16 protein-coding genes are annotated in these 20,151 nt (G+C 41.1%); 10 read left to right on the top strand and 6 right to left on the bottom strand.

What is annotated here, in order from left to right:
• Positions 1-31: 31 nt before the first annotated feature.
• The 3 genes from V7K79_RS04840 to V7K79_RS04830 form a co-directional block, all read right to left on the bottom strand.
• The gene (locus tag V7K79_RS04840) at positions 32-196 is read right to left on the bottom strand and encodes a hypothetical protein (RefSeq protein ID WP_335045204.1); all 165 of its coding nucleotides are present in this window, start codon (positions 194-196) and stop codon (positions 32-34) included.
• A gap of 84 nt (positions 197-280) precedes the next feature.
• Entirely contained in the window at positions 281-2,560 is a 2,280-nt protein-coding gene (locus V7K79_RS04835) for a PhoD-like phosphatase (RefSeq protein WP_335045203.1), read from the bottom strand.
• A gap of 255 nt (positions 2,561-2,815) precedes the next feature.
• On the bottom strand, positions 2,816-4,207 hold the full coding sequence (locus V7K79_RS04830; protein ID WP_335045200.1) for a malic enzyme-like NAD(P)-binding protein: 1,392 nt from the start codon (positions 4,205-4,207) through the stop codon (positions 2,816-2,818).
• Positions 4,208-4,558: 351 nt separating this feature from the next.
• Between V7K79_RS04830 and V7K79_RS04825 the strand changes: the two genes are divergently transcribed.
• Positions 4,559-6,151 (top strand): gamma-glutamyltransferase family protein, encoded by a 1,593-nt coding sequence (locus V7K79_RS04825; protein ID WP_335045199.1) that lies wholly within the window; start codon positions 4,559-4,561, stop codon positions 6,149-6,151.
• Positions 6,152-6,178: 27 nt separating this feature from the next.
• On the opposite strand, the gene V7K79_RS04820 is transcribed toward V7K79_RS04825, so the two are convergent.
• A complete protein-coding gene (locus V7K79_RS04820; protein WP_335045196.1) occupies positions 6,179-7,120 on the bottom strand; it encodes an ADP-ribosylglycohydrolase family protein in 942 nt (313 codons plus the stop codon).
• Positions 7,121-7,187: 67 nt separating this feature from the next.
• Between V7K79_RS04820 and V7K79_RS04815 the strand changes: the two genes are divergently transcribed.
• From V7K79_RS04815 to V7K79_RS04795, 5 genes are all read left to right on the top strand, one after another.
• Positions 7,188-7,397 carry a hypothetical protein gene (locus V7K79_RS04815; protein ID WP_335045194.1) on the top strand — a complete coding sequence of 70 codons (210 nt, stop codon included), beginning with the start codon at positions 7,188-7,190 and terminating at the stop codon, positions 7,395-7,397.
• A gap of 116 nt (positions 7,398-7,513) precedes the next feature.
• Positions 7,514-8,053: a hypothetical protein gene (locus V7K79_RS04810; protein WP_335045191.1), complete on the top strand. Its 540-nt coding sequence runs from the start codon at positions 7,514-7,516 to the stop codon at positions 8,051-8,053.
• Between the two features lie 238 nt (positions 8,054-8,291).
• Entirely contained in the window at positions 8,292-10,208 is a 1,917-nt protein-coding gene (gene sir, locus V7K79_RS04805) for a sulfite reductase, ferredoxin dependent (RefSeq protein ID WP_335045188.1), read from the top strand.
• Between the two features lie 88 nt (positions 10,209-10,296).
• On the top strand, positions 10,297-11,025 hold the full coding sequence (locus tag V7K79_RS04800) for a 16S rRNA (uracil(1498)-N(3))-methyltransferase (protein ID WP_335045186.1): 729 nt from the start codon (positions 10,297-10,299) through the stop codon (positions 11,023-11,025).
• A gap of 71 nt (positions 11,026-11,096) precedes the next feature.
• Entirely contained in the window at positions 11,097-12,161 is a 1,065-nt protein-coding gene (locus tag V7K79_RS04795) for a tetratricopeptide repeat protein (protein ID WP_335045184.1), read from the top strand.
• 383 nt (positions 12,162-12,544) lie between these two features.
• Here V7K79_RS04795 and V7K79_RS04790 read toward each other — a convergent pair whose 3' ends face one another.
• A complete protein-coding gene (locus V7K79_RS04790; protein ID WP_335045181.1) occupies positions 12,545-13,105 on the bottom strand; it encodes a hypothetical protein in 561 nt (186 codons plus the stop codon).
• A 517-nt stretch (positions 13,106-13,622) separates the two neighbouring features.
• Here V7K79_RS04790 and V7K79_RS04785 point away from each other — a divergent pair.
• Complete coding sequence (locus V7K79_RS04785) at positions 13,623-14,258, top strand: esterase/lipase family protein (RefSeq protein WP_335045179.1); 636 nt, start codon at positions 13,623-13,625, stop codon at positions 14,256-14,258.
• 69 nt (positions 14,259-14,327) lie between these two features.
• On the opposite strand, the gene V7K79_RS04780 is transcribed toward V7K79_RS04785, so the two are convergent.
• Positions 14,328-14,759, bottom strand: a complete 432-nt coding sequence (locus V7K79_RS04780; protein ID WP_335045177.1) for a VOC family protein — start codon at positions 14,757-14,759, stop codon at positions 14,328-14,330.
• Between the two features lie 422 nt (positions 14,760-15,181).
• Here V7K79_RS04780 and V7K79_RS04775 point away from each other — a divergent pair, with 422 nt between their 5' ends.
• From V7K79_RS04775 to V7K79_RS04765, 3 genes are all read left to right on the top strand, one after another.
• Positions 15,182-15,976, top strand: coding sequence for a TIGR00297 family protein (locus V7K79_RS04775; protein WP_335045174.1), 795 nt, complete (start codon positions 15,182-15,184; stop codon positions 15,974-15,976).
• A gap of 300 nt (positions 15,977-16,276) precedes the next feature.
• Positions 16,277-17,059, top strand: a complete 783-nt coding sequence (locus tag V7K79_RS04770) for a foldase protein PrsA (protein ID WP_335045172.1) — start codon at positions 16,277-16,279, stop codon at positions 17,057-17,059.
• Complete coding sequence (locus V7K79_RS04765) at positions 17,008-19,710, top strand: type I secretion system permease/ATPase (RefSeq protein WP_335045169.1); 2,703 nt, start codon at positions 17,008-17,010, stop codon at positions 19,708-19,710. Before V7K79_RS04770 ends, V7K79_RS04765 begins: the two co-directional genes overlap by 52 nt.
• Positions 19,711-20,151: the final 441 nt, after the last annotated feature.

Genomic DNA, 20,151 nt, shown 5'->3' with positions numbered 1-20,151 from the left:
TAAAATGCCCGAATGTTCCCATGTTTATTGTCTAGTTGTTTGGCGCTCGGTACGGCGCAGCCGCACCGTCGCTTGTGACAGTTGCGTAAGTCCTGTCAACTAAAAATGGTAACTTTTCTTTAATCGTGCTAATCGCTTGCAACACAGCATCTCTCTCTGTTTGTGCCAATGTTGCATTAATTGGGGTCGTAGACATAGGAATCACTCTTCAATATGTTTTTTAAATCTAAAGTGCCCACATATACAACTAAAATTTCCATTCACATAGCAAAGCCGATCATCATAATAAAGACTGATTGGGTGTTAACTGGCTCTCAAAACGGCTGTAAACAATTTGGGTTGGATGCCAAGAAGAAAACCAGTACAAATCTTGCATAACTTTGCCAGAACTACTTCCATCTGCAAATTCAAAGTGAACCACAGCTAAATTATTCAATCCCACTACTTCTCGCCCGTCCTGAAACCAACAAGATTTCCAAAATATCAGGGGTTGCAACCATTTCCATTTAGCATTTTCGGTTCGCTTCCAGGGAGCTTTTAACGATAAAATATCTGCTGTGTAGATAGAAGTCTGAACACTGTTTCGAGGTATCCACTCCAGTACACAATGCCATTCCGAGTTAGTCAGCAGCTGGCGATTATGCTGTAATTGTTTCTCGGAAATTTCTACCATATTGGGTGGCTCGATCCAGCCTATCCAATGTCGCACCTTTTCTGGTAGCAGCCAATCTTTCAATCGTGTATGAATCAGCCGCGTCAAAATCTCTTCATTCTTCAAGGCACTAGCGGTTAATTGTACCAAGACAGACTGTAATTTGGAATGGGTGCGTGCATAAGATAAGTGAGCAACAGAACTGTAATGGATATCTCCTGATAGAATAATGACTTGTTGACGTACCTCAAATAAAGTAGTTAAAAATTTCGCTAGGGCTTCAACATTAATGTTCCAGGCATCTCCAACATCGGTTGAAAACACTTTTTCTTGTTGTAAGTGCCAATGATGAATCCAATCAATCACTTGTAATCCAAATACATTCGTGGGCGCAATCACAAATGTAGTTTGAATCTGAGTCTGTTCAGTTACTTGTTGTAAAGGTAAAAGTAGTTGTTGCTCAAAGGCTTTTGAACACAACAGCATTGGTGGTGCAATTGGTTTTTGATCGGCTGGATAACCCCGCCAAGTCCGCGTATCCAGCACAATTACTTCATGGCAATCGCTGCGCACTATATAGTTCCAAGTCAGTGCTTCAGGATGTCGATCCAGAATGAATACTGAACCGTCTCGGACTAAAATAGGTAAGTCTGTATGGGGATCGCTGGCTGGCATTCCTAGATAACGAGCGATCGCTTCATCAGCCTTTGCATCCGTACCTTGAGAAGCAGACCAAATTTGTGCAGCCGCCAACAGCTTTTCACCTGCTTTTCCTTTTGTAAATTGCTCTGGTGTATTGCCCCAACCCTGAAATACCGTATAAGCTAACAATGCATTTTGGACTATTCTTCGCCCTAGAGGATGCCCCAGTACTCGCAAACACCAAGCTTGGTTCAAATTCCAGTCATCACTAACATCATGGTCATCAAAGATGCTGTACATGGGGATATTCGCAAGGGCGCGGCGCACTTTCCAAAGCGTGTAGATGAATTGGCGCAAATGCTGGACTTCTCGGTTCCACTTCTTGATAGCATGGCGATCGCGCCTTACTTGATGTCCTTGGGGAAATGCTGTCGGCCAGCACACTGGCGACCAAGCTAGTAAATAAGTAGCGTAATATTCGCCTAGACTGAAAAGATGACTGTTGACTTTCTCAGCATTATGTAATCCTGCGGTCAAGCCAGCTTGATTTGTCGCCACATCGGCCCGTTCTCCAGGGGGTAGTTGTTGGGGAGTGCAGTAAACTCCATTCACCGGCAGTTGTTCTTCCCAACCCAAAAGGGCATCACCAAGAGTAGTGGCAACCCACAACGACGGATCTGCTACATCATCTCCATAAATTTGATCTCCGGTAAGGAACAGCTGATGAGGACGGTGTTGGGGTTGATTTGCTGACGCCTGAATTATACTATCGAGAATTGGCAGTGCATCAAACCCATGACCATGAGGTTTACGGCAGGAAGCATGGACAATTTGCAAATCTTGAAAATGCTTTGGCGGCAGAGCAAAAGTTGGTTTTTGATGATCGAAGTAGCTGATGCTGACTGGAGGAGAGGAGTTTGAACATAATGCTTGTTGCATTTGCGTGGTTTGGTCAGCAACAATAAACTGGAGGTCGTATGCATAGATGCGACCTCCAGTAAGACGATGTTCAACTTTAGACCGAACCGTAATGGAAACTACATGAAGATACTTACCCAGAGCTACGGTAGAGCGTTCTCCCTCCAACAAACAATTTCCTAGTGCTTCACCATCATTTGTTGTGTCATAAACTTTAAGTTCTACGTGACAAGACTGTTTCAGTGCTACCCATACTGTCACTGACTCCGGCTCAGTATGTTTGAGGATTGGCCCCCCTAAAATCAGTGGTAGTTCTTGTAAAAACTCGTCCCCAACTTGATACTTCATTGCAAACAGTTGACAAAGTGACGGTGTTTTAGATGTGTTACTTTGCTCCTAAATTGGTAGCCCCAACTCATCTAATCACCAATCATGCATAAATTCTCATCTGTTTAACATCAGTTCATAGCGCAAATTGATTGCAGCCTAAAAGCTCAGGGACGGTAGTTACAGCAGTTTTCATGTATTTGAACCACACCTGTTGTAGGGGCGCAAGACCTTGCGCCCCTACCGCGTGGTCTATTTACCTGAAAATAGCTGTAATTAATATCGAGCGATACCTTCTTCACGCGCTGCACGTTGCACAGCCGCAGCAACAGCAGTGACGACGCGCTCATCAAAAACCGAAGGAATAATATGTTCCCGATTCAAGTCTGAAGGCTTGACTAAAGAGGCGATCGCACTTGCGGCTTCTAGATACATTCTGATGGTAATTGTCTGTGCCCGACAATCTAAAGCACCACGAAATACTCCAGGAAAAGCGAGTACATTATTGATTTGATTTGGGTAATCACTGCGACCGGTCGCGATCACAGCCACATCTTTACTGATTAATTCTGGCTGAATCTCTGGAATCGGATTTGCCATTGCAAAAACAATTGGATCTTTCGCCATCGAATGCACCATTTCTGGTGTCAAAACTCCCGGTGCGCTGACACCAATAAATACATCTGCTCCTTGCATTGCACCCGCTAACGTACCCTGAGCTTTCACAGCAAATTCGAGTTTTTCCTGTGTTAAATCGGTGCGACTGATAGAGATAATTCCTTTAGAATCGCACATCCAGATTTTTTCTGCCCCAGCTTTACGGAGTAACCGAGCGATCGCTACTCCAGCCGCCCCAGCACCATTAATCACAATGCGGATTTCCGCCATTGATTTATGTACCAGTTTCAGGGAATTAAATAACGCTGCCAAGGTGACAATTGCTGTACCATGCTGGTCATCGTGAAAAACGGGGATATCTAATTCTTGGCGTAATCTTTTTTCAATCTCAAAGCAGCGAGGTGCAGCAATATCCTCTAAATTCACGCCCCCAAATACCGGAGCGATATTCTTAACTGCTTGGATAATTTCTTCTGTATCTTGGGTGGCGAGACAAATGGGAAAAGCATCCAGCCCTGCAAATTCCTTAAATAGCATTGCTTTGCCTTCCATGACTGGTAAGGCTGCTGCTGGGCCGAGATTTCCCAAACCCAAAACGGCGCTACCATCGGTAACAATGGCAACAGTGTTTTGTTTAATGGTTAAGTTGTAAACTTCTTCTGGATCTTGAGCGATCGCTGTACAAATTCGACCGACTCCAGGCGTGTAAGCCATTGCTAAATCAGACACACTCTTCAGGGGAATTCTACTGCTAATACTGATTTTGCCACCGCGATGCAAATTAAAGGTGCGATCGTAGACACTGAGTAACTTGATGTCTGGCAATGCTTTCACTGCTTGCACAATGGTTTCAGCGTGTTCAGTACTAGCAGCATCCACAGTCAGATCGCGGGTGGATTCTTTGCGAGTTTGCTCGATTAAATCAATTTGACCGAGATTACCACCAGTGGTGGCGATCGCCTGTGTTACCGATGCCAACATCCCTACACGATTGGGAATCTGCAAGCGCAGTGTCAAACTAAAACTAGAATTGGGAGTTAGGTCTGCCATGTTGATTAAGTATTTTAAGTTTTAGATTTTATATTGAATTGAGACAAAAACTAAAATCTAAGATTTGTAATCTGTGGAAACACAATGTACGTAAACTCTTGGGATAATCATCAGTAGTTAGTTTATCCACTGCTGCCAGTTTTGATAATTATTTTTATTTATACCAATATATTTACTAATATAAATGAGTAACAATTTAGTAATTGTACCCAAATACACCAGATATTTTTTTAAGATTTTATCTGTGTAAATATTTGTATAAATTTAGGGGTGGCCGTAGAGATACCGGCGACCACCCGTGTAAGTCTGCAATAATCAGCTAGCAAAAAAATATTACTATAGAGCCATTTTATGGAGTTCAATCTCAATCATTATCCTTACCATTCCCATCGTCGAGTTATTTTAGGCAAAAAATATGCTGTTGCTACTAGTCAACATTTAGCAACCCTAGCAGGAATAGAAATGTTTTTAGCAGGAGGAAATGCAGTTGATGCTGCCGTTGCGACTGCGATTGCTTTAACCGTTGTTGAACCGACATCAAATGGAATTGGCTCAGATGCGTTTGCAATTGTTTGGGATGGGAAATTACATGGTCTTAATGCTTCTGGAAGAAGTCCTCAACAGCTAAATTTAAAATCATACTTAGGTATGGAAAAAATTCCTCAATTAGGATGGTTATCTGTAACTGTTCCGGGAGCAGTTTCTGCTTGGTATCACTTATGGAATCGCTGGGGAAAATTACCGTTTGAACAACTATTTGTTCCAGCAATCCGTTATGCAGAACAAGGGTTTCCTTTGTCTCCCATAACTGCACAATATTGGCAACGTCAAGAAAATATTTATTTGTCTCTAACTTCTCCAGAATTTCAGCCGTTCAAACAAGCATTTTTTCCTAATGATCGCGCTCCCCAAACAGGAGAAGTATGGGGAAGTTTATGGTTTGCAGAAACTTTAAAAGAAATTGCTAAAAGTGGTGGAGAAAGCTTTTATCGAGGAAAATTAGCGGCGGCGATCGCTAATTTTTCTGCTGATACAGGAGGATATTTAACAAAAACTGATCTAGCCAATCATCAACCCATTTGGTGCGATCCAATCTCAACTCAATACAAGCAATTACAAGTGTGGGAAATCCCTCCCAATGGACAAGGAATTGCTGCATTGATGGCACTGAATATTTTAGAAGGCTTGAAACTCGAAAAATATGCTCGTGATTCAACTGAAAGTTTCCACTATCAAATTGAAGCGATGAAACTTGCTTTCGCTGATGTTTATTCTCATGTTTGCGATCCTGATTTGATGAAGGTTTCTGTTAATCAGCTACTAGATAAAAATTATGCTAAACAGCGTCAATCCTTAATTGAAGATACAGCAATTACTCTAGCTAATACAGGATTAACTCAAGGAGGAACTGTTTATTTATGTACTGCCGACCCAGATTTAATGGTATCCTTCATTCAATCTAACTATGAAGGATTTGGTAGCGGTATTTTAATACCTGAAACTGGAATTTCTTTACAATGTCGAGCCGCAGGATTTACTCTACAAGAGGGACATCCTAATCAAATTGCACCACAAAAACTTCCATTTCATACTATTATCCCCGGTTTTCTGACTAAAGACAATCAACCTTTAGGCCCTTTTGGGGTTATGGGTGCACCAATGCAACCACAAGGACACTTACAAATGGTAGTTAATTTATCTGACTATCAAATGAATCCTCAAGCTGCTTTAGATGCACCGAGATGGCGATTTTTAGAAGGCAATAAGATCCTTTTAGAAAAGGGTGTAAGTTCTGAAATTATTGCAGGCTTAAAAAAGCGAGGTCATAATCCAGAAATTGCTTCTGAAATAATGTTTGGTAAAGGTCAAATGATTCTGAGACATAATGGAGTGTTAGTTGCTGCTTCGGAATCTCGTTCTGATGGTTTAGCACTAGCATATTAAGCACTTGGATTTTTGATAAAATCGGGACTAGCTGTAAACAGCTTTTGTAAAACGCTCTGCCAAGTAGATAATGTCCTGTCTACGAGCAATTTGGTTCATCCATTGTTTAGGAATATTTTCCACGCCATAGTAAATTCCTGCTAACCCACCAGTGACAGCGGCGGTAGTATCGGTATCTCCGCCTAAATTGATAGCTTTCAATACTGCCTCAGAATAAGACGAGCTATTTAATAAACACCACAGGGACGATTCCAAGGTGTCAATTACATAGCCACCAGAATTAATTTCTTCTACTGGTATCTTGGCAATCTCACCACTCAAAACTCTACCAAAATGCGGCTTCTCTAACAAAAATTCCCGCACAGAATAAATTGTTTGGATATCTTGTAATGCTTGTAGATAAGCTGTTTGTGGGTCAGCCCCTTCTAAGAGCGCCACTGCAATACTAATATAAATGCCACAGGCCATTTGCGATCGCGCATGAGCATGAGTAATTGCCGAAACATCATGTACCCGCGCCAGCAATTCCCCCAAAGTTAAGTTTCTGTGACAATAAGCCATCGGCAAGATTCTCATTAAAGAACCATTGCCATTACTATTTTCAACCTTACCGCCAGCCTGATGGGGAACAACTCCCTGTTTCAGGCGCATAATTGCTGTATGAGTAGTTTGACCAATGTCAAAGACATCGCCACGGGGAGTCCAGTAAGCTTCCTTGTACCAGCGCCAGAAGGAATTAGCTATAGCATCCAACGAATACCCCCTACAAAGGCATTCTGCCAAGCAAAAGCTTAAGGAACTATCATCTGACCAAGTTCCTGGTGGTTGATTCCATGTGCCATAACCCAACATCTTTGTCACTGGAGATTTTACTCGTTCAGCACGGCTAGTAAACTCCACTGGCACACCCAACGCATCACCGACACACAAACCCATCAAACCAGATAACGTTTTTGCAGCGGTTAGCATTATTCAATCTCCACAAGAATTGCTCAAAATTAACTTTATAGATTCCTTCTATAGCTTGTTGCAACAGATGCTACAGCCTACTTTTTCATCATCTGTGAAAAGCTCGGCAAAAATTATTAATCGGGTATTTTATTTACCATATCCTGACTTAGTTTTGGTTCCAAAGATTGTGCCACTTTTTAAAGCGTCTATTTTGGGAACAAATAACCTGGATGAAAAGACCTTGAAAGTAATTATACCAGCTTATTTATTATTTTTAGGGATAGTTTATATTTAAGTTTTATGCATCAATAGTAAGATTCATTTAATAAAATCTGGAAAATATTTGGAACATTCTCACTTTATTTTCGACCTGGAATATACAAGTAAAAAATACAAAAACTGGTAAAAATTATGAAACGCTTACTCAAGTCTTTCGTGACAATTTCTACATTGTCTTGTTTAATAGTTGCTCCTTTTATTTTATCATCTGGTCAAGCTTCTGCTGAAACAAAAAAGGGTACTGATGCTAGTTATATTGGTGCTGGTGTTGCAGCTGGCGTTACCAGTGGCGGACAAGGTGTTAATGATAATGCCACATTTGGTGGTAATGTCACAGGTCGCGCGAAATTAGGAAATACACCATTTTCTGCACGCGGAAATGTCCTTTGGAGTGATAAAACAAGTGCCATCATCCCAGAACTTTCTGTGGATGTGCCTATTGCTAATAAAACTAATGCCTATTTAACTGGTGGTTATTCTTTTGTAGAAAAAGATGGTTCACCAACTCCTATAGGTAATAAAGATTCAGTAGTGTTAGGTGCTGGTGTTGAATCGGAAGTTGCTAACAACTTCCTTGTCTATACTAATGCCAAAGTCGGACTTGGGGCGTACCAAAATAGTGATGCTTCTGCTGTTAGCATCAATGGTGGTATTGGTTATCGCTTCAAATAAAAAATTATTGAGTCCTCAGTCAGTTTATACTTTACTTAGTACTCAGGACTCAGCACTTAAAACTCACTATTCTCAAAAGCTGGTTTTGCTAAGTATTACATCACTGACAAAGCCAGCTTTTGCCGTGCTAAAATTAAAATATTCCTCATTATTCCGGCCGGATTACCGGGGATGAAGTAGCCTAAGGGTGCTGATTCGGCGTCTACTAATGCTTTATTGAGAACACTATATAAGTCTAATGGTTAAATCTGCTCCTTCCCCCATCGCTAGCCGTAAGCCTTCCAAACTCGAAGGAATCAAGGAAAATAGTAATTTTTTACGTGAACCTGTAGCAACTGAGATCCTTGAAGACACTACCCATTTTACTGAAAATGCGGTGCAGCTTTTGAAGTATCATGGTTCTTACCAGCAGGATAACCGTGACAACCGTGCTAAGGGACAGGAAAAAGATTACCAGTTTATGCTGCGGACAAAAAATCCGGGTGGTTTGGTACCGCAGCAGCTGTATCTAGCTTTAGATAAATTAGCTGATGAGTATGGCAACCACACCTTACGAGTAACTACCCGTCAAGGTTTCCAAATGCACGGAATTTTAAAGAAGAATCTTAAATCAGCGATCGCCACCATTGTCAAGAACCTGGGTACGACTTTGGGAGCTTGCGGCGACATCAACCGCAACGTGATGGCACCACCAGCCCCTTTTAAGAATCGCCCAGAGTATCAGTATGCTTGGGAGTATGCCCAAAATATTGCTGACTTGCTCTCAGCACAGACAGGTGCTTATTACGAAATTTGGTTGGATGGGGAAAAAGCAATTAGTGCTGAAGAAGACCCAGAGGTGAAGGCAGCGCGACAACGTAATGGTAATGGCACAATTATTCATGACAGCGAAGAACCGATTTATGGCAATCACTATATGCCCCGCAAGTTCAAAATTTGCGTGACGGTGCCAGGGGATAATTCGGTGGATTTGTATTCTCAAGACCTGACGTTGGTAGTAATTACTAATAAAAAGAAACAATTAGAAGGATTTAATATTTTTGCTGGTGGTGGTTTAGGTAGAACCCACGGTAAAGAAGAAACTTTCGCTAGGTTAGCAGACCCCATCGGTTATGTGGCTAAGGATGACGTTTACGACATTGTGAAAGCGATTGTTGCTACCCAGAGAGATTATGGCGATCGCACCGATCGTCGTCACGCCAGATTAAAATATTTAATCAACGATTGGGGTGTAGATAAATTCCGCACCCAAGTCGAAGAATATTTTGGTAAAGCAGTCGAAGCTTTTAAACCACTGCCAGATTTTAAATATCACGATTTCCTCGGCTGGAATGAACAAGGTGATGGCAAGCTATTCTTAGGAATTTCCATTGACAATGGTCGAATTAAGGACGAAGGTTCGTTTCAACTGAAAACCGCCTTGCGGGAAATTGTTGAGCAGTTCAACTTACCCATCCGCCTGACAGCCAACCACAACCTGATTTTTTACGATATCGAACCAGATAACAAGGAAGCTATTCAAGACATTCTCAGCCGTCACGGTGTCGGAGATGACCCTAGCAAAATCGAACCTTTAGTACGGTATGCAATGGCTTGTCCGGCTTTGCCCACTTGCGGTTTGGCAGTCACGGAATCAGAACGCGCAATACCGGGTATTTTGGAAAGAGTTCGCGCCTTGTTAGATAAAGTTGGTTTACAAAAAGAGCATTTTGTGGTAAGGATGACAGGATGCCCCAACGGTTGCGCTCGTCCGTACCTGGCAGAATTGGGCTTTGTTGGTAGCGCTCCAGAATCTTACCAATTATGGTTAGGGGGTTCGGCAAATCAGACTCGACTGGCACAACCTTACATAGAAAAGCTGCACCATAATGACTTGGAAACCTTTTTAGAACCGATTTTTGTTTACTTTAAGAAATCTCGGAAATCGAAGGAAAAGTTTGGTGATTTTTGCGATCGCATTGGTTTTGATGCCATCCGCGAATTTGCTGCTACATACGAACCCCAAACAGCCGATGGTGCAAATAAATCGCGCCATCGGGTCAATTTGAAAGAAGAGATTTATAGCAAGTTGAAGGAAGTAGCAGAAAGTCAAGGTAAGCCGATGACTCAGTTAGTGACTGAAGCGCTAGAGGCTTACTTCCAGAATCTTTCGTAAGCTGAATAAATAATTAAACCATAAATGGATACAGATAGATTTATCTGTGTCCATTCATAGTTTGATATTCTTGAAATTCCAAAATCCTATGTCTCAACTGCAAAGAATTGCGATCACCCCCTCCCAACTCCAACAAGGGCAAATTTTGCTCACCAAAGAACAACAACATTATTTGGGGCGTGTGTTGCGATTGCGTGAAGGCGATCGCTTTATTGCAATGGATGGTAAGGGAAAATGGTGGTTAGCGCAGCTAGCAGGGGAACAAGCACAGATTTTAGAATCGCTTTTGGTAAAAACAGAATTACCTGTATCGATTACGCTGATGGTGGCGTTGCCCAAAGGTAATGGATTTGATGAAGTGGTGCGGTGTTGTACAGAGTTGGGAGTAGCTTGTATTGCACCAGTATTGAGCGATCGCACTTTACTTCATCCTAGTCCTCAAAAGCTTGAACGCTGGCGGCGCATAGCAGCCGAAGCCGCCGAGCAATCAGAGCGCTCATTCGTGCCAACAATTTTAGAGCCTGTTGCTTTTAATACAGGTTTGTCATTTGCAAACAGCCAGCAATATATCTGTGTAGCGCGTGGTGAATTTCCCCATTTAAAAGATTGCTTACAACACCAAGGACAAATGACAAATGACACAGGACAAAAAACAATTGTCATTGCTACTGGGCCAGAAGGGGGATGGACAACAGAAGAAATTGAAAATGCCAAGTCAGCTGGATTTAAACCTGTTTCCCTTGGTCGCCGCATCCTGAGAGCAGTTACAGCCCCAGTAGTAGCATTATCCTTAATTACCGCAACTTGTGAAGTATAAATGATTTATAGCTCACGCAAAATTACTTTTGCGCGAGACATCACTCCAACACATATTTTTTAAAATAAGTGATGATTGAGCAAGTTGCGATCGCTTTTGAGCATAAAGACTATCAAACAGCAGCTAAATTACTCAAACAGCTGCAAAAAGAATCACCTGAAAATCCTTGGGTACAATATTATCTCGGTCGGCTACATGAAGTAACTGAAAAGCATCAAGATGCAGAAAAAATTTATCGGCAACTGCTGCGAGGTACAAGGCATGTCAAAATAGTCACCCTCGCACGCCAAGGTTTGCGACGGTTACAAGAAATTGAGTTAGAAGAAAGACAAAGAGCTATTTCCCAAGCAAAATCTGAACTGAATAACACCGAACTTGGCGTACTAGTCTTAGAGCCACTCAGTAACGAACTGAAAACAAAAGCGTCTCGAAAATTCGCCCAAATTATGCAGTTAGACCCCTACACTGCACGACTGGTACTGCCAAGTCGTGGCTGGAAGTTGTATCGGACTGGCCAAGTGGGAGAACTAAAATTTTATGGCAAACAGCTACAGCAGGCTGGTATTCCTTGCTTTTGGGCAACAATAGCGCAAATTCAGCAAATTCAAGTTTATCAAGTCAAACATTTTCAAGCATCTACCCCACAAGCTACTGTTATTTGTCGTAACGAGGTAAATCAACTCGGTTCTCTCACCTTTGATTGGTCAGAAGTTACAGCAAGAGTAGTAGGACTTTTGCCCATTTTTGAACAAGTTGTAGATGTTAATCCCCGCCGTAAACTGGAATGGAAAACTCAAACACAAGACTATGCCCAGTTTTGTGATTTACACATACCCGGTAGACGCTGCATTCTCCGACTTTATGATAATGGCTATGAATTTCAGCAAGGTTTAGAAATTATTCCCCAAGTTAGCCAAAATACAATCAGAATTAATTGGAATAGTTTATCAAGTTGGATTGACCGGCAACTTCCTCAAGTCAAAATCTGGTCAGATTTCACATCTTTTGCAGATACAACATTATATAAAACCGAAATTTTGAGTCAAATCAAGTCTCACATCGATCTGTTTCGCAGAGAACAGACTAATTGGGATTCAACTTTCCATTTATATAGTGGACTGGTGTTTGTTAAATAATTTGTGCGTTGTACTTTTAACTGATGGCTACATCGGCAACGAAAATGAGATTTTAGCAAAGGTACAATAGCACTTACAACCAGGAAATCTCTTGCTGTAGCGCAGTTATGGGGACACGCTCGAATCAAATACTGTAAGGATTCAAATGGTGAGTTTTGAAACGTAGTGGTAAAATAGTCTTTGAGTTCACCGTCAACAAAGGTCAGGTAGAACGGGTAGTTTTGGATGAGCAAACCTCGACCTAAAAGATGCAATTGTAGTAGAGAAAATTAAGCGATCGCTCTTACTTTAAAGAGTTACCCTATCTACAATTGACGAAGTTATCTTAACCTTGCATCTTCACGTTTGATCTCTAGAGACCGTAAATTTACGGTCTCTAGGAATTATTTAGGTACTTTAATTTGACGTGCCATCTCTAGATAAGCACTCATATTCGCTCCTGGACGACGACGACCATTAGAGCTAGTAGCCGAAGGAGCAAGATATTTTGGTGCAAAGGTTGTTTCAGTTGGCTGCTCTTTAAGTACTTTGGCTGCTGCGGCTTTTTCTTTTTTGCCCGGTTCAACTTTAACACCTTCAGCAGTCTGGACTAGTTGAACGTCCGCTGGTTTGGGATTTTTAGCAGATTTTTCCTTAGTTTTAGCTTTAGTCGCGGCGGTTTTTGTTCCATTCGACGAATCTGGCTTAGATGCAGTTGGTGCTTCTGATGAAATTGTCTCTACTACTTTCTTCGCATTCGATGCAACTGTCGATGTAACTGTATCTGCTACTTTCTTCGCGTTCGATGCTACCTCTTGAGCAGCTTCTTTGGCGGCTTCTTTGGCTTCGTCCAATTCTAAGAAGTAGCCATTGCTTTTCTTCCCTGGCAACAATCCGGTAATGAAACCTAGAATACCGCCAAGGAAACCCTGAATACCCGAAATTAACTTTTTGATAAAATCCATTACAATTACTCCTGCCTTCTACCTTTTATATTTTGAACTCGACCGTAATTGTTAAAAATTACGACAGAATGTTACATTATCTAATTGGTGTCACCTCACCCTGGTGACAACCCTTATAGCCTTGTGCTTAATTAACATTGTAATAAAACCACAGGACAAATGTTCTATTACAAGCATTTGCAACCTGTACACACCGAAAACTAATTATTAAATTTTACTGTAGCTAAGAGCAAGATTCTGAAAGCAAGCTTTACAATAATTAACATTTCTTTGTTTGCTAAATACCCAATTGAAGTTAGACAGGCAGTTTACTCTCAACCAGTGAAAAGAGTGTCATAGCCAAATGGCAGATGGCTAAATTAATTTGTAAAACTTTATACAGATTATTTTTGAAAGCATTTCAGTTTTATTTGCAACAGTATTTTTTAAAGAATGCGAAAAGCAATAGCTTCAGTTCGTAGAGCAGTATGTATCTACAAAAGTGAAATAAATCCTTTAATTCAGTTAGATTTTGTAAATGAACATTGAAAATCAACAACGCAATCCCGTTTTGTTAATACACGGCATTGACGACACAGAAGCAGTTTTTCATAAAATGAGGGCATACCTTATACAACAGGGTTGGTCTGTATATAGCCTGAATCTAGTTCCTAATAATGGTGATGTGGGTCTTGATAAATTGGCAAAACAAGTAGCCGATTATGTTACAGCGACCTTTGCACCAGAACAATACCTAGATTTAATCGGCTTTAGCATGGGAGGAATTGTCAGTCGTTACTATGTTCAACGATTGGGAGGAATTAACCGCGTGCAGCGATTTATTACCATCTCTTCCCCCCATCGTGGAACTGTTGTGGCTTATGGTTCCCGGCGTCCTGGTTGCCTACAAATGCGCCCCGACAGCATTTTTCTCAAAGATTTAAATTCTGATGTTCTAATGTTGGGACAGTTAGATTTTACGTCTATCTGGACACCTTATGATTTAATGATTGTGCCAGCAAATAGTTCACAAATGCCCGTAGGAAGCCAAGTAATAGTACCAGTGACTCTACACCCTTGGATGCTGACAGACTCCAGGAGTTTAGCGGTAGTCACAGCAGCTTTAGCAAAGCCTATTAAGCTACCTTTGCTGAATCTAAAATCCAGTCAGTAGCCAGAATGCTTGCTACGCTTGATTTATTCATCTTTAATTACAAATTACGAATTACGAATTACGAATTTCTTAAGTCCTATCCCCAATTTGTGTATACTCGTAACTTCCAAAAATTGCCTCTGGGTGACGATAATACTTGAACTCCATGAGGTTATAAAAAGGATCTTCTAAAAAGAAAGTACGATGCTCAAGAGGAGAACCAACAAAGCGATTTTTGGTTGATTCGCGAAAAAGTAGCTGTTGTTGTTGTGCCCTTTTTAGTAAGTCTTGCCAGTCACGTTCTTCGGTAAAAATTAGCCCAAAGTGTCTGGGATAAATGGTTCGTTGCGGTGTCAAAGGTTCTTTTGTAAAATGAGCCACTAATTGATGACCGTAGAGATTAAGAATCAGGGCATGGTGATTTTCACGACCAGGAATACAACCCAAACCATCTACATAATATAGTTTTGTTTGAGCAATGTCATTTACAGGGAAAGCTAAATGGAATAAAGTTTGGCTCATAGCTTGTGTGAAAAAGACTAGTAGTTGATGTCATCTATAATTTATGCTATTAAGTTTTGATTGTGGTTAACTTGAACACAGTTTTTATTGACATTAAATTATATTCTTTATGCTTATGACTAAGATTGTGGACTGAGTAATACTTCAGCCACTGTACTCTGCGGTTACAAAAAAGAGTTTACCTAACTCAAAAGAAGTTTTGCATTTTGTTTAATGCACGTTCTTTAGTCAATATAGCAATAGTGTATGTATAAGACATGATTGATAGTTTGACACTCTGCTTTGAGAGCTATGTCTAGGCAATTTAGTTAACAATACAAACATATTACTTTACCTAGAGAGGTTTCAAAAATAAAGCACTAAGCATCACAAATTGGTTATTCTGTTGATATTCAGACAAAATTACTCATGATTAATTGCTGATGTCATCCTCAATTGATTCTATAAATCCCTGGTTAGTAGCAGTAGTATTAAACACAATTTTATTGGGTTTAGCTTGGATTGCTCCGAAAAAGCTACTTACCCCTGCTGGATTATTCCACGCCTGGTTATTGGCCATCTTAATTTGGGTAACATTAGGCTGGCAAGGATATGCAGTAGTAATGTTCTATTTTTTGGTTGGTTCTGGCGTTACCCGCATCGGTATGGCGCAAAAAGAGGCAGAAGGAATTGCTGAAAAGCGTTCTGGGGCACGAGGCCCAGAAAATGTTTGGGGTTCAGCTTTGACTGGGGCGCTGTGTGCCTTGGGAGTAGGAATAATAAATTCGGGATTCCTCGTACCTACTTCCCAGTTGCTAATTCCCAATCCCCTGTCGCTATTATTGTTAGCCTATGTAGCGAGTTTCAGCACAAAGCTAGCTGATACCACTGCTAGTGAAGTTGGTAAAGCTTATGGTAAAAGCACCTTTTTAATTACTACATTCCAACCAGTACCTCGCGGTACAGAAGGAGCGGTAAGCTTGGAGGGAACTTTAGCTGGGATTGTGGCTTCTGTAGCGATCGCATTTGTGGGTTGGGGAGTTGGCTTAATCGATCTATTGGGAGTAGCTTGGTGTGTGCTAGCAGCATTTATTGCCACCAACTTAGAAAGTGTGATTGGTGCAACACTGCAATCTAAGTATACCTGGCTGACCAATGAAGTAGTAAATATTTTTAATACATTAATCGGTGCGATCGCATCTGTGCTACTTGCTTGGACATGGATAACTTTCATTTAATGAGACAGAGAATAAACAATTACTCTGTTTAGGTGGGGCATTGGACATTGGTAGAAAATAACTGATTTGCCTTGCTACTGCGCCACCACTAATATTTTCAATCCTGATTTTGTTCCCACTAGACTGTAAAAGTAATCGTGGCAAATTATTTTATTTACTAACTATATAATTTTTTGACCATTTAGATGTAATTAGTTCATGGAATCTTTATCGTATTTATCCATTAATCACTAGATGATTTCTATATGATTTAAGTTAAAAGTACTATAAGATGTTTAACCATTTTCACACAATTAGTTCATGGAATCTTTATCATTTTTAACAATTAATGACCAAATAATTTCTATAGAGCAAGCAGTAAAGTACCTGCAAGCCTCTGGAAAATTAGGACAGTTCATTGGGGATATTCTCAAGCAGTACGTGATTGAAGAAGAAATCAGAACACGAGATGATATTGAAATTGGCAGTGCAATAACTGAACAGTCAATTATTGACTTTCGGCTGAAAAATCAACTTACTGACCCTCAAAGTTTTCAAGAATGGTTAAAGACAAATAACACAGATTACACTACCTTTCACACATCGGTCACTTTTGGTTATAAGTTAGAAAAATTAAAAGCTGTAGTCACGGAAACAAAACTTCCAGAATATTTTATTGAACGCAAAATTTTCTTGGATCGGGTGGTACTTTCCCGGATTGTTGTTGATAATCGAGAATTAGCAGACGAACTCCAAACCCAAATAGAAGAAGGAGGTAGTTTTGAGCAACTAGCTAAAGAGTATTCCCTTTCAGATGACCGAATTGTGAATGGCATGATGGGAATCGTCAGCCGAGGTAGTATGCCGGATATATTACGGGCAGCTATTGATGTGGCCAGTCCTGGACAATTGATCGGACCAATAGAAATCGTTAGCAAAGACTCTCCCCAAGGAGAAGGACCTTATGGTTTGTTTCGAGTAGAACAATTTCTACCAGCGTCTTTAGAAGATACTCAACTACAACAAGCACTACAAAATGAGTTGTTTGAAAAATGGCTAGCAGAGAAAATTCAAAAACTGACAGTCAAGTTACAAGTGAGTTAAAAATTCTAGATAATGAATCTTTACGATTAAAAGTGCTAGCTTCTTTGCCTTGGAATCAGCCGCCGCTATGCTGGTTGACTCCCGAACAACAATCCCGATTGGAAAATGAGTGCCAAACCCGCCAGTATCGTCTTGGAGAAAAAATCTGGTCAAACGATGTCGGTGGCTATCAATTCTTAATTGTGGCTGGGAAAGTCCGCTTGCGAGACGAAGGAATTGGCAAACCAATAGCCACCCTAGATGCAGGGGATTGGTTTGGCGACTTCCAAAAGCTGTCTGCGGATTTGAAAGCTGTAGCTGCTAGTAAAGAAGTAATAGTAGTTTATTGGGATACTGCACTGTGGGCAGAATTTTCTCACCCACAAATTCTGGAATTTTGGCAAGCTTTACCAGTAGAAATCGAGAGACAAAGAGAGACATTTTCCTTCTCTGCCACTCCTTCAGTAACATCAACCTTAGACGGTACTTCCAGCCCCCACAGCCTCCAACCTCAAAGAGGACTTCCAGCCGCCAATCTAATCACTGCAATTTATCCGTTTGTTGCCAACTGGAATACCGCTGCTGCCTGTTTGACAATGGTAGCGCAACAGTTAGAAAATTCTGTGCAACTCGAATGGGTGCAGCGCCAACTCAGAGGACAACGCCCAAAACAGGTTGTGGAAGCAGCCGAAAAGTTAGGGTTAGTGATGCGGCGGTTACAAGTGAGTTGGGGTGAATTGCGACAGTTGTCATTTCCAGCTTTATTACTGTGGAATTCTGACTCACCCCAAAGTCCATCCTGGGTGGTGGCTTATGGAGTTAAAGGCGATCGCTTAATTATCGCTAACCCTCTAAATCCCGAACGGACTTGTGAAAGCTTGCCGCAGTCAATAGTTGAGGCATCTTGGGATGGACGATTGTGGCAAATAGAACTCATATCCCAGCAAGAAAAATTTAACCTGAGTTGGTTTACCCCAGCAGTTTGGAAGTATAAAGGATTGCTTACAGAAGTATTGTTAGCATCTTTTACCTTGCAGCTTTTGGGGTTAACAACACCGCTAATTACCCAAGTCGTCATTGATAAAGTGATGGTGCAGGGAAGTTTGCCAACTCTTGATGTGATGGCGCTGGCACTTTTATGCGTAGCCATATTTGAATCCATACTGGGTATTCTGCGCCTATTTATCTTTACCCATACAGCTCGTCGTCTGGATTTGAGTTTATCAGCACAGCTATTTCGCCATCTAATGCGTTTGCCTTTGGCTTATTTTGAGTCGCGACGCGTCGGAGACACAGTAGCAAGAGTCCAGGAACTCGAACAAATTCGTCAGTTTCTCACAGGTACAGCATTAACTGTGATTTTGGATAGCATCTTTGCTGTGGTGTACCTAGCATTGATGTTTTACTATAATATCCCACTCACCTTTGTCGCCTTAGCAGTACTGCCGCTATTTGCCACATTAACGATAGTTGCAACACCAATTCTGCGTAACTGGCTCAACGAAACCTTTAACCGGAGTGCCGATAGTCAATCGTTTCTAGTAGAGACAGTGACGGGGATTCACTCCGTTAAAGCCCATGCAGCCGAACCAGTAGCCCGCGATCGCTGGGAAGGTTTATTTGCCCGCTTCATTCGCACAGGTTTTAAAGCTTCTACCACCTCCAATATCAGCAGCAACATTGGTGACTTTCTCACTAATTTATCCACCATGCTGATTCTCTGGTTTGGAGCCAAGTTAGTCATCGAACAAAAGCTCACAATCGGACAGCTAGTTGCATTTCAAATGCTGTCTGGTAGAGTCACAGGCCCGCTTTTGCGTTTAGTACAGTTGTGGCAAAACCTTCAACAAGTGCTACTTTCTGTAGATCGCATTGGTGATATTCTTAATGTTTCTCCAGAAGCTGAACTAGGAACTGGCCTAGTTTTACCACCCCTGAAAGGACAAGTCACCTTCGAGCAAGTATTTTTCCGCTACCGGCCGAACTTTGAGGCAATTTTGCGGGGAATCTCTTTTAGTGCCGAACCAGGGCAATTTGTTGGCATTGTTGGACGTAGCGGTTCTGGGAAAAGTACTCTGTCTAAACTATTGCAACGCCTCTATCAAATTGAATCAGGACGCATCCTGATTGATGGTTTTGATATAAAAAGCGCCGATTTAGCGTCACTGAGGCAACAAGTTAGTGTAGTTCTCCAAGAAGACTTTTTATTTAACGGTTCTATTTTGGAAAATATCACTCTCGGTAGTCCTGATATTACCGCAGAGCAAGTAGTAGAGGCGGCAAGATTAGCCGTGGCCCACGACTTCATTAGTCAATTACCCTACGGTTATGAAACCAATGTTGGCGAACGCGGTACAGCTTTATCTGGTGGACAGAGACAACGTATTGCTCTAGCAAGGCTGTTTCTTTCCCAAGCGCCGATTTTAGTTTTGGATGAAGCTACCAGCGCTTTGGATAGTGAAACAGAACAACAAGTGCTGCAAAATCTGCAAAAAATTTCCGCCAACCGTACCGTGTTCCTGATTGCTCATCGCTTTGCACCCCTTAAACGTGCTGACTTGATTTTAGTATTGGAGCAAGGCGTGATTGCTGAACGTGGTACTCACTCACAATTGTTGCAACAAAAGGGTTTGTATTGGTCATTATATCAACGGCAGCAAGCAAACATTTAATAGATTTAACTAACTTAAAGTTTATGGCTATATAAAAGATAAACTTTTGTAAAGCGACTTAAGGATAGCCTTTGGCGAATGGAGCATAAATCCATTCGCCATTTTAATTTTGCTGATTTCAATATTTGCTTCGGTCTTGGTAGATAAACACTTTTATAGCCAGCGATCGCAGCAGTTTTAAGAGGAACAAAAATAGTTATAACGGCCGATGACTATTTTTGGATTAGTTTTCATTAATACAACTCTAAAATTTAAGATTTACTCGATAAATTTACTCTTAATGAAAACTGTACTTATCAGAGTGTTTTTTGGTAATAGAATTAGCATTTTGTTATGGAATTTCATAGTAATTATTGACAAAGAAGCTTATTCGCACATTGATTGAAATCTTATTTTTGTCAAGGTTTCAAGGCTTCAAACTGTCAAAAATCGGTTGCTATC

The sequence above is a fragment of the Nostoc sp. genome (assembly GCF_036917575.1).
Lineage (GTDB): Bacteria > Cyanobacteriota > Cyanobacteriia > Cyanobacteriales > Nostocaceae > Nostoc.
The sequence above is the reverse complement of the archived record's forward strand: the minus strand, read 5'-3'. Positions and strand labels throughout refer to the sequence as shown.